At 70.4% G+C, this 13,176-nt stretch carries 10 protein-coding genes; 5 read left to right on the plus strand and 5 right to left on the minus strand.

Annotated elements, in window-relative coordinates:
* Positions 1-17: 17 nt before the first annotated feature.
* The 3 genes from prfB (at position 18) to BUR94_RS04990 (ending at position 3,490) form a co-directional block, all read left to right on the plus strand.
* A complete protein-coding gene (gene prfB / locus BUR94_RS04980; RefSeq protein ID WP_074257589.1) occupies positions 18-1,142 on the plus strand; it encodes a peptide chain release factor 2 in 1,125 nt (374 codons plus the stop codon).
* The gene (locus tag BUR94_RS04985; protein WP_074255129.1) at positions 1,142-2,557 is read left to right on the plus strand and encodes an amidase; all 1,416 of its coding nucleotides are present in this window, start codon (positions 1,142-1,144) and stop codon (positions 2,555-2,557) included. Before prfB ends, BUR94_RS04985 begins: the two co-directional genes overlap by 1 nt.
* Before the next feature lie 108 nt (positions 2,558-2,665).
* Positions 2,666-3,490, plus strand: a complete 825-nt coding sequence (locus BUR94_RS04990) for a DUF2189 domain-containing protein (protein ID WP_074255130.1) — start codon at positions 2,666-2,668, stop codon at positions 3,488-3,490.
* Here the strand turns inward: BUR94_RS04990 and BUR94_RS04995 are convergent.
* The 5 genes from BUR94_RS04995 to BUR94_RS05015 all read right to left on the minus strand — a co-directional run bounded on the left by BUR94_RS04995 (position 3,453) and on the right by BUR94_RS05015 (position 8,084).
* The gene (locus BUR94_RS04995) at positions 3,453-4,409 is read right to left on the minus strand and encodes an AEC family transporter (RefSeq protein WP_074255131.1); all 957 of its coding nucleotides are present in this window, start codon (positions 4,407-4,409) and stop codon (positions 3,453-3,455) included. The two genes, BUR94_RS04990 and BUR94_RS04995, sit on opposite strands and share 38 nt — an antisense overlap.
* A 216-nt stretch (positions 4,410-4,625) precedes the next feature.
* Positions 4,626-5,162, minus strand: coding sequence for a bactofilin family protein (locus tag BUR94_RS05000; protein ID WP_074255132.1), 537 nt, complete (start codon positions 5,160-5,162; stop codon positions 4,626-4,628).
* The gene (locus BUR94_RS05005; protein WP_074255133.1) at positions 5,152-6,474 is read right to left on the minus strand and encodes a M23 family metallopeptidase; all 1,323 of its coding nucleotides are present in this window, start codon (positions 6,472-6,474) and stop codon (positions 5,152-5,154) included. The genes BUR94_RS05000 and BUR94_RS05005 overlap by 11 nt, the downstream gene beginning before the upstream one ends.
* Before the next feature lie 225 nt (positions 6,475-6,699).
* Positions 6,700-7,515 carry a ferritin-like domain-containing protein gene (locus BUR94_RS05010; protein WP_074255134.1) on the minus strand — a complete coding sequence of 272 codons (816 nt, stop codon included), beginning with the start codon at positions 7,513-7,515 and terminating at the stop codon, positions 6,700-6,702.
* Positions 7,516-7,622: 107 nt separating this feature from the next.
* Positions 7,623-8,084 carry a peroxiredoxin gene (locus BUR94_RS05015; RefSeq protein ID WP_074255135.1) on the minus strand — a complete coding sequence of 154 codons (462 nt, stop codon included), beginning with the start codon at positions 8,082-8,084 and terminating at the stop codon, positions 7,623-7,625.
* Positions 8,085-8,178: 94 nt separating this feature from the next.
* Here BUR94_RS05015 and BUR94_RS05020 point away from each other — a divergent pair, with 94 nt between their 5' ends.
* Both BUR94_RS05020 and queA read left to right on the plus strand, forming a co-directional pair.
* Positions 8,179-11,934, plus strand: coding sequence for an AsmA-like C-terminal region-containing protein (locus BUR94_RS05020; protein WP_084192924.1), 3,756 nt, complete (start codon positions 8,179-8,181; stop codon positions 11,932-11,934).
* A gap of 147 nt (positions 11,935-12,081) precedes the next feature.
* Complete coding sequence (gene queA, locus BUR94_RS05025; protein WP_074255136.1) at positions 12,082-13,137, plus strand: tRNA preQ1(34) S-adenosylmethionine ribosyltransferase-isomerase QueA; 1,056 nt, start codon at positions 12,082-12,084, stop codon at positions 13,135-13,137.
* Positions 13,138-13,176: the final 39 nt, after the last annotated feature.

Below are 13,176 nucleotides of genomic sequence, written 5' to 3' on the forward strand. Positions count from 1 at the left end.
GCAGAAAGGACATGCCCATGCGGGCCGAGGCACAAAACGCGGTGGAAGCGGTGGAGAAATCGCTGGAGCTTCTGGGCCAGCGGCTGGGGCTGGAGACGGCCCAGCACCGGCTGGAGGAGTTCAACGCCCGCACCGAGGACCCCGACCTCTGGAACGACCCGGCGAAGGCGCAGAAGCTGATGCGCGAGCGGCAGGTGCTGGTCGATGCGCTCGACACCTACAACGGGCTGAAGCAGGAGCTGGCCGACAACGTCGAGCTGGTCGAGCTGGGCGAGATGGAAGACGACGCCGAGGTGGTGGCCGAGGCCGAGAATGCCCTGATCGCGCTCGAGAAGCGCGCCGCCGAGAAGGAGCTGGAGGCGCTCTTGAATGGCGAGGCCGATGGCAACGACACCTTTCTCGAGATCAACGCGGGCGCGGGCGGCACCGAGGCCTGCGACTGGGCGCAGATGCTGCAGCGGATGTATGTGCGCTGGGCCGAGAAGCGCGGCTTCAAGGTGGAGCTCCAGTCGGAGGAAGCCGGCAGCGAGGCGGGCATCAAGAGCTGCTCCTACAAGATCAGCGGCACCAATGCCTATGGCTGGCTCAAGTCTGAGAGCGGCGTGCATCGCCTGGTGCGGATCAGCCCCTTCGGCAAGGGCACGCGCGAAACCTCCTTTGCCTCGGTCTGGGTCTATCCGGTGGTCGACGACAACATCGAGATCGAGGTGAACCCGGCCGACATCCGGATCGACACCTACCGCTCCTCGGGCGCGGGTGGCCAGCACGTGAACACCACCGACTCCGCCGTTCGCATCACCCACCACCCCACCGGCATCGTGGTCACCAGCTCGGAGAAGTCGCAGCACCAGAACCGCGACATCGCCATGAAGGCGCTGAAATCGCGGCTCTACCAGATGGAGCTCGACCGCCGGAACGAGGCGATCAACGCGGCGCACGAGAGCAAGGGCTCGGCCGGTTGGGGCAACCAGATCCGCTCCTACGTGCTCCAGCCCTACCAGATGGTGAAGGACCTGCGGACCAACCACGAGACCTCCGACACCTCCGGCGTGCTCGACGGCGACCTCGATGGCTTCATGGCCGCGACACTGGCGATGGATGTCTCCGGCAAGAGCCGGAGCGAGGCGCAGGCCGAGAGCTGATGACGGTCACCGACCTCTCCGCGGTGGAGCTCGCGGGGCTTCTCGCGCGGCGCGAGGTCGGGCCGGTGGAGGTGATGCAGGCCACGCTGGCGCGGGTGGGGGAGGCGAACCCCGCGGTCAACGCGGTGGTTTCCCTGCGGGACGAGGAGGCGCTGCTGGCCGAGGCGCGGGCAGCGGAAGCTGCGGGGCCTTCCGGCCCTCTCTGGGGTCTGCCGATGGCGGTGAAGGACCTCGTGGCCACCAAGGGCATTCGCACGACCTGGGGCAGTCCCGTCTACTCCGGCACCGTGCCGCAGGCCGATGACCTGATCGCCGCGCGGATGCGGGCAGCGGGGGCGATCTTCATCGGCAAGACCAACGTGCCCGAGTTCGGGCTTGGCTCGCATTCCTACAATCCGGTCTTCGGGGTCACCCGCAACCCCTATGACCTGTCCCGCACGGCGGGCGGCTCCTCGGGCGGGGCCGCGGCGGCGCTGGCCTGCCGGATGGTGGCACTCGCGGATGGCTCCGACATGATGGGCTCGCTCAGAAACCCGGCGGCCTGGTGCAACGTGTACGGGATGCGGCCCAGCCACGGGCTGGTGCCGGGCGACCCGGTGGGCGAGATGATGCTGCATCCGCTGGCGACCCTCGGCCCGATGGCGCGGACACCCGCCGATCTGGCACTGCTGCTCGGCGTCATTGCCGGGCCGGACCCCTTGCAGCCTGCGGGCGCCGATTTCGTTTTGGGCGGCGAGGGGCCGGCGGGCAAGCGGATCGGCTGGCTGGGCGACTGGGGCGGGGCCTGGCCGATGGAGCCGGGGCTGCTGGAGCGCGGCGAGGCGGCGGCGGCGGTGTTTGCCGAGCTGGGCGCGGTGGTGGAGCCGGTGGCGCCGCCCTATCCGGCGGAGCGGATCTGGGAGAGCTGGGTGGCGCTGCGGGCCTGGGCGGTGGCGGGCAAGCAGGGGGCGCTCCTCGACGACCCGTCAAACCATGGCCGGATGAAGCCCGCGCTGATCTGGGAGATCGAGCGGGGCAGGGGGCTTTCCAACGCGGAGATCCTGGAGGCCAGCGCGCGGCGCTCGGAGTGGTACCGGGCGGCGGCGCGGATGCTTGACCGCTACGATGCGGTGATCCTGCCCAGCACCCAGATGTGGCCGTTTCCGGCAGAGTGGGACTGGCCGAAGGAGGTGGCGGGGGTGGCCACCGACACCTATCACCGCTGGATGGAATGCGTGGTGCCGGCCTCGCTGATCGGCCTGCCGGTGGTGAACCTGCCGGCAGGGTTCGGGCCGGAGGGTCTGCCGGCGGGGGTTCAGCTCATGGGGCCGCGCGGGGCGGACGGGGCGCTGCTGGCGCTGGCCGAGGCCTATCACGCGGCGGTGGACTGGCCTGCCGCGCGGGTGCCGGGCGCTGCTCACCGGGGCCTCGGCTGACGCCCCGGCCTCTCTTTGCAGCGCGGTGCCGACCTGCGGGGCTTGCGCCGCCGGTGCCGCTCGGGCCAAATGGCGCCCGGAAACGCGCGGGCATGGGATGGAGGACACATGCTTGACGCCACATATGCCGAGGCCGACCCCAAACCGGATGTCGCCCGGCTGGGATTTGCCGACCTGCGCGCGGCGCTCGCCGCCGGGTGGCGCGACTTCACCCGCGCGCCGCAGTTCGGCCTGTTCTTTGCACTGGTCTATGCGCTGGGCGGCTTTGCCATGGTGAAGCTCTCGCTCGGCCATGTCGCCACGGTGCTGATCCTGTCGCTCGGCTTTCCGCTCATCGCGCCTTTTGCGGCGGTGGGGCTCTACGTGGTGTCGCGCCGCCTGGCTCGCGGCGAGAGGCTCGCCTTCCTCGGGCGCAACGGCGTGCTGCTCCGGGTCTGGCGCGAGAGGGCGCGGCAGATCCCGTGGATCGGGGCGATCATCGTGATCTACTTCCTGTTCTATACCTTCTTCGCCCATATGCTCTTTGCCGTCTTCCTCGGGCCGAGGGCGCTGATCAACATCTCCGCCGGGCTGGAGGCGCTGATGACACCGGCGGGCTACCGGATGATCGCGGTGCAGCTGCTTTTCGGAGGCGCGGTGGCGGTGCTGCTCTATGCACTCACCGTTGTCTCGATCCCCTTCGCGCTGGACCGGGAGGTGGATTTCATCACCGCCATGCTGACCAGCCTGGCTGTGGTGCGGGAGAACGCGCTGGTGATGCTCGCCTGGGCGGCCTTTCTCGCGCTGGCACTCTTTGCCGCGATGGTGCCTTGGTTCCTTGGCCTGCTCATCGCCCTGCCTGTGCTGGGCCACGCGACCTGGCACCTCTACACGCGGGCGCTGATCCACCCGGCCACTAGCCGGCCAAGCCCAGGAGCGCCAGAAGGGCCGTGAGGGTGACGAAGCTGGCCAGCGTCTGAAGCAGCAGCACCGCCGCCGGCGTGGTGATCTCGCCGTAGCGGCGCGCCAGCACCGGGTAGATCGTCATCGCGGGAAGCGCCGTCATGACGAGGAGGGCGGGGGCGAGTGGTGCAGGTTCGGGGGTGAGGCCGAAGGCGGCGCATGCTTGCAGCAGGGCATAGGCGAGGGCGGGCATGGCGAGCAGCTTCAGGCCGGTGATCGTCCAGGCTTGCGGCCCGAGGTCGCGCAGGGTGAGGCCGGCCAGCCCGCCGCCGATGACCAGCAGGGAGACGGCGGCGGAGGAGTTGGCGAGGATGTTCACCGGGCCCGAAACGATCTGGGGCAGGTTGAGGCCCAGGGCGGCGACGGCGAGACCGGCGAAGAGGGCGAGGATCACCGGAGAGGTTGCCAGCCTGCGGGCGATGAGCGGCGCGATGCGGGCGGTGCTGGCGGCGGCGCGGGCCTTCTCGGCTTCGGCCAGGGCCAGCACCAGCGGGATCATCACGAGGTTCTCGAAGCTCATGTTCAGGGCCAGCGCGTGGTCGGCCACCTGCGGCATGGCGAGGCCCATCATCGGGTAGCCGACGAAGCCCGAGTTCGCGCAGCTTGCCCCCATCGCTCCGAAGCAGGCGGCCATGGGCGAGCCGCCGAAGACGCCGCGCACCAGCCAGTAGCTCGCCGCGAAGACGGTGAGCGAGGTGGTGAGGAGCGCGAGCAGGTAGGCGGCGTCGAAGGTCTCTGCCACCGGGCGAGAGGAGACGGCGCGGAAGATCAGGGCGGGCAGCGCGCAGGTGACGACGTAGCCGCCCAGTACGTCGAGCGCCGTGCCGTCGAAGACCCCGCGCCGCACCAGCAGCCAGCCCAGCGCGATGACGGCAAAGATGGTGCCGGAGATGGAGAGAACCTGGATCACCCGCGCAGGTATGGGCGCGCAGCAGGGGGATCGCAAGATGCTTCACTTGTTCAGGTGATCGTCGTCCCGCCAAGGCCGCGCGTCGAGGCTGGCGGCGGCCCCTGGGGCACCGGGCAGGCTCCGGGGTTGGCGGGCTTCCTCCCGAGCGCAGCGAGGCCACCGAAAGCAAGAAGGGCGCCCGGAGGGCGCCCTTTCAGAACCGCATGGAGCCGTCGCTCAGCCCTGGGCCTTGGCCTCGGAGGTGGGCGTGGGGAGCGGCTTGGGGGCGGAGGTGTTGCCGGAGGCGAGCGGGTCGTCCTGGCGCTGCACCGAGCCCTCGAAATGGGCGCCGCTTTCGATCGCGATGGTCTTGTGGATGATGTCGCCTTCCACCCGGGCGGTGGAGGTGAGGCGGACCTTCAGGCCGCGCACGCGGCCGACGACGCGGCCGTTGACCACGACATCATCGGCGATGCACTCGCCGCGCACGGTGGCGCCTTCGCCGACGGTCAGAAGGTGGGCGCGGATGTCGCCTTCGACGGTGCCCTCGATCTGGATGTCGCCCGTGGTCTTGATGTTGCCCACGATCGTCAGGTCCGACGAGAGGGTCGACGCCGGCGGCTTGGCCTTGGGCGTGCTCGAGGTGGGAACGGGGGTGCCGGTGGGCGGCGTGGTGGCCTGCTTCGCGGGCGCAGACGACTCGGGCGAGCTGGGTTTGTTGGCGTCGGCGCCAGCGCCGGAGCCAGGCTCGTTGATCCTGGATTTAGAAAACATCTTGTCCTGCCTTGATGTAGGTCATCGGGTTCACCGGTTTGCCGCCAACCCGCACTTCGTAGTGGAGATGGACGCCGGTGGACCGTCCGGTGCTTCCCATATCACCGATGCGGTCACCGCGCGAGACCCTTTGGCCCACTTTAACGCGAACGGCGCTCATATGCGCATAGCGGGTCTCGATGCCGAACTCGTGCTGGATCTTCACGAGATTTCCGTAGCCCGACTGGCGGCCTGCGTGGATCACCACGCCGTCGCCGGTGGCATAGATCGGGGTGCCGTAAGCGGCGGCGAAATCGGTGCCGTTGTGCATCCGGCCCCAGCGCGGCCCGAAGCCCGAGGTGAAGCGGAAGGCCGACTTGACCGGGATCGCGAAGGGCGCCTTTTGCGCCGCGATCCGGTAGTAATCCATGCGCTCCAGCCCCTTGAGGATGTTGTTGGCGCGATTCTGCCCCATGTCGAGCGGCAGGCCCTTGGTCGAGAAGGTCAGCGGGGTCAGCGGGCCGCCCTGGCCCGAGTAGCCGCGCTTGACGGTCGAGATCAGCTGGTCGGGCGGCAGGCCCGCATCGCGGAACATCTTGTCGAGCGGCGCGACGGAGACGGTGAGCGCCTCTTCGAGCTGGGTGAAGATCTGGTCGTTGCGGTCGAGGATCAGCTCGCGCTCGAAGGCGAGGGCCTGGGCCTCTTCGCGGGCGGCGGCGGCGGTATCGGCCATCGCGTCGCGCTCGCGGGCGGTGCTCTCGAGCGCCGCCGTCAGGAAGTCGACGGTGCCTTCGACATCGGTCAGGCGGCCGTCGGTCGTCTTGGCGGAGCCGGTGGCACCCTGGAGGGTGGCGATGGCCTCGGCCTCGCCCTTGAGCGCCGCGTCACGCTCCTTCATCGTCCGCCGCAGGGTGCCCTGCACCACGTTCAGCCCGGTCTCGAGCTCGCGGCGGCGGTCTTCGGAGGCGAGCAGCTGGGACTGCATCACCGAAATCTGCGCCAGCGCGGCGTTGAAACGCTCCTGCGCGGCGGCGGCCTCTTCGGCCCGAGCGTCGCGCTGGGCGGAGAGGGCGTTGAGCCGCATCTCGTAGCTCTTCTGCTCGCGCTTGGCCTGCTCGCGGAACGAGCCCGATCCGATCGAGTCCATCAGCAGGACGGCGGTGGCGATGATCGCCCAGCCGACCACGAGGGCGGAGCCCGCGAGCGCGATGAGCTGCGTCTCCGGCTTCAGCCGGATGAACCGGGTTTCGGTATCCGAGCGGAGAAAGAGCCGCTGCTCGGGCAAGTGGCGCTCAAGGGCGCTGTGCAAGCGGTGCAAGACGCGTGCTTTCAATGATCCGTTCCTGTTCCCGATACCCCAATTTCGTCTGCCCGGTGTCCCAGCGCCCCGGACGAACTGCAGCCCTGTTAGCGCAACCCCCCGCCGGATGGCAACAATGGCGGGCCGGGCGAGAGGGTTAACGCCGGTTATCCGGCGCGATTCGGCGATTTCTTGCCGACTTTTTACCGTGTGAACAAAAAGCTGCGGCAGCCTGACGCAGCGGGCGTCGGCGCGGGGTCAGGCGCGTTCGACCAGCGGCCAGTAGAAGTCGGGCGGCATACCGGCCTCGGCGCGCTTTTCCTCGTTGAAGGGCGGCTTGGGACCGCCGGGGAAGTAGCGGCGCACAAGATCGTGGAAGGCCTCCTTCGGGTCCAGCCCGTCGCGCCCGCAGAGCCAGTTGAACCACTTGGCGCCATAGGCCACGTGGCTGACCTCCTCGGCGTAGATGGTCTGGAGGGCGGCGACGGCGGAGACGGCACCGGCCTTCGAGAAGAGTTCGATCATGCCGGGCGTCACATCGAGCCCGCGGGCCTCGAGCACCATCGGCACCACAGCAAGGCGGGCGGGCAGGTCGTGGGCGGTGTCGGAGGCGGCGCGCCACATGCCGGCGTGGGCGGCAAGATCGCCATAGGCGAGGCCCATCTCCTCGAGGCAGTCGCACATCAGCATGAAGTGGCGGCTCTCGTCATCGGCCGCCCGCACCCAGTCGTCATAGAAGCCCAGCGGCATGGGCGTGTCGGTGAAACGCGCCACGACATCCCAGTGCAGGTCGATGGCGTTGAGCTCGATATGGGCGACGGCGTGGAGGATGGCCTTGCGGCCTGCCTCGGTGCCGGGGCGGCGGCGGGGCACGTCGCGCGGGTCGAGCAGGGCGGGGCGCTCGGGGCGGGCCGGCATGTCGGGCGGGGCGGCGGTGCCAAGGGGCAGGGGCTGGCCGGCCTCGCGGGAGGCCAGCCAGGCGGCGGCATGGCGGCGGGAGAGCTCGGCCTTGCCGCGGCCTTCGGCGCAGGTGAGGACTTCGGTCGCGAGGGCGGCGAGGGTGGTGCTGGTCATGGCCGGGTTGTAGCGGCGCGGGCGGGCGCGTGGAAGGCGCAGCAGGCTCTCGTGGCCTTCATGACGGCTGCGAAGCGGGTCGCAGGGGCCGATGGGGGCGGGCGGGATCAGAGATCGCGCACCGCCTCCAGCACCTCGTCGACGTGGCCCTTGACCTTCACCTTGCGCCACTCGCGCACCACCGTGCCCGCGCCGTCGATCAGGAAGGTCGCGCGTTCGATGCCCATGCTCTTCTTGCCGTACATGCTTTTTTCGACCCAGGTGCCGTAGGCCTCGCAGACCGACCCGTCCTCGTCGGCCACCAGCGGGATGCCGAGGCCGTGCTTGGCGATGAACTTCTCGTGCTTGGCGACGGTGTCGCGGCTCACGCCGACGACCTTGGCGCCGGCCGTCTCGAACTGCGGCAGGGCGGCGGTGAAGTCGAGCGCCTCGGTGGTGCAGCCGGGCGTGTCGTCGCGCGGGTAGAAGTAGAGCACCACCGGCGCGGGCCGCAGGCCGGAGAGCGAGAGTTCGCCACCGCCGTCGCGGGGCAGGGTGAAGTCGGGGGCGGGCGTGCCGGTAAGATCCATGGTATTCTCCTGTCATGACGCTTCTCAAACCGTGCCGGTCCTGCGAATATGGCGCGCAAGAGCTGCGAGGCCAGAGCAAGGATAACGAGGCCGGATGAGCCCGCCGAAGGAAAAGCCCCAGGACGAGGCACGGGAGGCCGGTGCGCGGTGGTTCGACGCCGCCGCCGAGGCCGAACGGCTGGAAGCGGAGGCGCGCGAGGCCGGGCGTCTCGGGCCTGCGGGCGCGGAGGGCGTGCCGCCGCCGCTCGGGGTGCCGGAGCGCGAGCCGCAGGGCCCGAAGCTTGCGCCGCTGCTGTTGCTCACGCCCGAGCGGATGGGGCTCGAGGCGGAGCTGCCGACCGACAGTGCCGCCCCGGCGCTGGGCGCGCCGGATGTGCCGGTGACAGGCGGCGGGGCCAAGGTGGTGGAGGCGCTGCGACAGGGCGGCGCGCTGGACCGTCCGGCGGAGCCGGGCGAGGCGGGCGAGGCCCATGTGCCTATGCCGCGCCGGAGAGGGCGCAAACGCCGCCTGCTCGCCAGGCCCCTGGTCTGGGCCTTCGACGTGGCCGTGCTCTGCGTCGTGGCCCTGATCCTCGCCATCCTGCTGACCGCGGGGCGTGAGCTGCCCGCGCCCGGCTGGTTGGCCGAACGGGTGCAGGCGCGGCTCAACGAAGGCCTGGGCGGCGCGACGGTGGAGATGGGCGGGCTCTACGTGGTGTTCTCCCGCACCGCCCTGCCGCGGGTCAGCTTCCGCGATGTCGACATCCGCGCCCCTGATGGCACGCATATCGTTCATGTTCCGGCCCTTGGGGCCACGCTGGACAAGGCCGCGCTGATGCAGGGTCGCATCCAGCCACGCGGGATCAGCATCACCGGCGCGGCAATGCGGGCCGAGCGCGACGCCGAGGGCAACTTCGACCTCCAGCTCGGCGACGTGGCCATGAGCTGGGAGGGCACGGGCAGCCTTGCCGGGCTGCTGGGGAGCGTCGACCGGATGCTGGCCCTGCCGAGTTTCGCGCCGATCGACGAGATCAGCGCCGACAACCTCGTGCTCGAGTTCTTCGATGCCCGCACCGGCCGCGAATGGGTGCTCTATGACGGCACGCTGACCATCGCGCAGGCGCCCGAGCAGGTTTCGGTTCGGCTGGCCCTGCAACTGGCCGCCGACGCGGTGACCGAGGACGCCCGGGACGCCGCTGCCGAGGGGGCCGGGGGCGCCGGGAGCGCTGCCGCCGAGCTGGCGTCCGGCGATACCGGCGCGGCCTTTGACATCGCCCCGGCCGCCGTGACCCTGAGCTTTGTCTCGCAGAAGGGCTCCAGCGCCGCCGAGCTATCGGCCAGTGTCGAGGGCGTTGCGGCGCAGGACATCGCCACGCTGAGCCCGGCCACCGCCTTCCTCGGCCTGATCGACGCGCCGATCTCGGGCTCGATGCGCGCGCAGGTCGACGTGGTGGGCGGGCTGGAAGAACTTGCCGGGCGGCTCGAGATCGGCGCAGGCGCGATCGACCCGGGACAGGGGCAGGCGGCGATCGGCTTCGACGGCGGGCGCAGCTACTTTCGCTATCAGCCGGAGCGCGCGCGGCTGGTTTTCGACGAGCTGCGGCTCGCGGCGCCCGACGGGGCCTTCACCGCCAGCGGGCAGGCCTACCTGGAGGGCATGGAAGAGACCGGATGGCCGACCGACCTGGTGGGCCAGCTTGCCTTTTCCGATGTTGCGGTGAACCCCGAGGGCGTCTTCGCCGATGGTCTGGCCTTCCAGTCCGGTGCGCTCGACCTGAAGCTCTCGCTCGACCCGCTGCGCCTGCGGATCGGCCAGATGGTGCTGAGTGGCGAGGAGGTGACGCTGCGGGCCAAGGGCGGCGCCCGGCCGGTGCCGGAGGGCTGGGAGGCGGCGATTGACCTCGAGATCGACCGGATCGACCACGAACAGCTGCTCACCCTCTGGCCGCTGGCGCTGGCCCCCAACACCCGCGACTGGATCGCGGAGCGGGTTCAGGCCGGCGAGCTGTTCAACGTGGCCGGTGCGCTCCGGGCGCGGCCGGGAGAGACGCGCCCGGTGGTCAGCCTGGTCTACGAGTTCCGCGACGCCAAGGTGCTGCCGCTGCCGACGCTGCCGCCGGTCGAAGGGGCCTCGGGCTATTCCTCGATTTCCGACGGCGCCTATACGCTGTCGCTCGATGCGGGCCACATGGACGCGCCCGAGGGCGGGCGGGTCGATGTTGCGGGCTCTGTCCTGCGGGTGCCCGACGTGCACCAGGAACCGGCCGACATGGAGGTGCACCTCGTCTCGGAAAGCAGCGCGACGGCGGTGCTCTCGATCCTCGATCAGGAGCCGTGGCGGTTCATGAGCAAGGCCGGGCAGCCGGTGGACATTGCCGAGGGCCGCGCGGCGCTGGACGGCGTGATCCGCTTTCCGCTCATCAAGGACGTGCCGAAGGAGGTGATCGCGTTTCGCGTGGGCGGCGTGCTGACCGGGGTGCGCTCGGAGCGGGTGGTGCCCGGCCGCACCCTCACCGCCGAGCGGCTGGAGGTGCTGGCCCATGGCGAGGAGATCGTGATCGAGGGCGCGGGCCGGATCGAGGGGCTGCCGATCACCGCGGCCTGGGTGCAGCCGATCGACAAGCCGGGGCCCCAGCCCTCGCGGGTGGAGGGCACCATCGAGCTGAGCCAGGCCTTCGTCGACCGGTTCAACATCGGGCTGCCCGACGGCATGGTCTCGGGCACCGGCACCGGGCAGTTCACCATCGACCTCGCCCGCGGGCAGGCGCCGCGGTTCAGCCTGCGGTCGGACCTGAACCGCATGGGCCTCGCCATCCGCGAGCTTGCCTGGAGCATGGGCGCCTCGGCCAAGGGGTCGCTGCAGGTGGAGGGCCAGCTGGGCGAACCGCCGGTGATCGAGCGGCTCTCGCTGACCGCGCCGGGCCTGTCGGCGGAGGGCCGGGTGACGCTGAACGCGGGTGGCGGGCTGCGCACGGCGGAGTTCTCTCGGGTGCAGGCGGGCCGCTGGATCGACGCGCCGGTGACGCTGACGGGGCGCGGCAAGGGCGCCACGCCTGCGGTGACGGTGCAGGGCGGCTGGGTGGATATCCGGCAGACCTCCTTCGCGCAGGGCAGCGGCGGCGGCACGGCAGGTGCGCCGATGACGCTGGCGCTCGACCGGCTCGTGATCTCCGACAGCATCTCGCTCACCGGGTTCCGCGCCGACCTGACCACGCGGGGCGGGTTGAACGGCACATTCCGGGGCGCGGTGAACGGCGCGGCGCCGGTCTCGGGCTCGGTGGTGCCGGTGAAGGGCAAGACGGCGGTGCGGATCGCCTCGGACGACGCGGGCCGGGTGTTTCGCGCGGCCGGGCTCTTCAAGAAGGGGCAGGGCGGCGCGATGCAGCTCACGCTGGTGCCGCGCCCGGAGCCCGGGCAGTACAACGGCGAGCTCAGGGTGAAGAACGTGCGGGTGCAGAGCGCGCCGGGGCTGGCGGCGCTGCTCAACGCGATCTCGGTCGTGGGGCTGCTCGAGCAGGCCAACGGGCCGGGGCTGCTGTTTTCGAACACCGAGGTGGATTTTCGCCTGACCCCCAACGCCGTGCAGATCAGCCACGGCTCGGCGGTGGGCCCTTCGGTGGGGATCTCGATGGCCGGTGTCTACGACATGAACCGCGACTACATGGCGGTGCAGGGCGTGTTCTCGCCGATCTACGTGCTCAACGGGATCGGGCGGATCATCTCGAAGAAGGGCGAGGGGTTCTTCGGCTTCAACTACAAGATGACCGGCCCGGCCTCGGGGCCGAAGGTGACCGTGAACCCGCTCTCCGTGCTGACGCCGGGGATCTTTAGGGAGATCTTCCGCCAGCCGCCGCCCAAGCTGGGGAACTAGGCGCCCCTGGCGGGCGGCGGAGTGGGGGCGCTGCCCCCACACCCCCGAGGTATTTGGACCAAGAAGAGGGGAGGCGCGCGGGTTCGCGCGGGGCTTCGTCGGGTTTGGGCTTGTGCTGGGAGGGGCCGCGCTTGTAGGGCGCTCGTGATGAAGCTGGATGATTTCGATTTTGCGCTCCCCGAGGAGCTGATCGCGGTGCGGCCTGCCTATCCGCGCGGCGCGTCGCGGCTGCTCGTGGCCGGTGCCGACTGGATCGAGGACCGGGGCGTGGCCGATATCGTGGACTACCTGCGGCCCGGCGACCGGCTGGTGCTGAACAACACGCGGGTGATTCCGGCGCGGCTGAGCGGCGTCAGGCGGCGCCTGTCGGCGCAGGGACCGGTCGAGGCGCGGGTGGAGGTGACGTTGCTCGAACCCGGCGCGGGCGGCGAATGGCTGGCCCTGGCGCGCCCGGCCCGGAAGGTGAAGCCGGGCGAGGTGCTGGAGTTCGGGGCTGGGCTTGCAGCGGAGGTGCTGGAGCGCGAGGGCGGCGAGGTGCGGCTGCGGTTCTCGGTGGAAGGTGCCGATTTCGACGCGGCGCTGGAGCAGGTGGGCGCGATGCCGCTGCCGCCCTACATTGCCGCGCGCCGCGCCGCCGACGAGGCCGACCGGGAGGATTATCAGACCGTCTTTGCCAAGCGGCGGGGCGCGGTGGCCGCGCCGACGGCGAGCCTGCATTTCGACGAGGCGCTTCTGGCGCGCATCCGGGCGATGGGCGTCGGGCTCACGGAGGTGACGCTGCACGTGGGCGCGGGCACCTTCCTGCCGGTGACCGTGGAGGATGTGACCACCCACCGGATGCATGCCGAGCGCGGCGAGGTGAGCGCGCAGGCGGCCGACGAGATCAACGCGACCAAGGCGGCGGGCGGGCGGATCATCCCGGTCGGCACGACGGCGCTGCGGCTGATCGAGAGCGCGGCGGTGGAGACGGGCCGGATCGCGGCCTGGGACGGGGAGACGGATATCTTCATCTATCCCGGCTTCCGTTTCCGGCTGACCGATGCGCTGATGACGAACTTCCATCTGCCGAAATCCACGCTGATGATGCTGGTTTCTGCGCTGATGGGACAGGACCGGATACGCGAAGTTTACCGGCACGCCATAGAGGCGCGCTACAGGTTCTTCTCCTACGGTGATAGCTCGCTGCTGCTGCCCGGCGCTTAACGACCGCAAGTGTCGCTTGCAGGCGGCTCAGCCCGGGGC

Source organism: Vannielia litorea, from assembly GCF_900142295.1.
Taxonomy (GTDB): domain Bacteria; phylum Pseudomonadota; class Alphaproteobacteria; order Rhodobacterales; family Rhodobacteraceae; genus Vannielia; species Vannielia litorea.

Excerpts from the sequence above, each read along its gene's own strand:
- BUR94_RS04985 (WP_074255129.1), top strand. The coding sequence starts at position 1,142 with ATGACGGTCACCGACCTCTCCGCGGTGGAGCTCGCGGGGCTTCTCGCG.
- queA (WP_074255136.1), top strand. The coding sequence starts at position 12,082 with ATGAAGCTGGATGATTTCGATTTTGCGCTCCCCGAGGAGCTGATCGCG.
- prfB (WP_074257589.1), top strand. The coding sequence starts at position 18 with ATGCGGGCCGAGGCACAAAACGCGGTGGAAGCGGTGGAGAAATCGCTG.
- BUR94_RS05000 (WP_074255132.1), bottom strand. The coding sequence starts at position 5,162 with ATGTTTTCTAAATCCAGGATCAACGAGCCTGGCTCCGGCGCTGGCGCC.
- BUR94_RS05015 (WP_074255135.1), bottom strand. The coding sequence starts at position 8,084 with ATGGATCTTACCGGCACGCCCGCCCCCGACTTCACCCTGCCCCGCGAC.
- BUR94_RS05010 (WP_074255134.1), bottom strand. The coding sequence starts at position 7,515 with ATGACCAGCACCACCCTCGCCGCCCTCGCGACCGAAGTCCTCACCTGC.
- BUR94_RS04990 (WP_074255130.1), top strand. The coding sequence starts at position 2,666 with ATGCTTGACGCCACATATGCCGAGGCCGACCCCAAACCGGATGTCGCC.
- BUR94_RS05020 (WP_084192924.1), top strand. The coding sequence starts at position 8,179 with ATGAGCCCGCCGAAGGAAAAGCCCCAGGACGAGGCACGGGAGGCCGGT.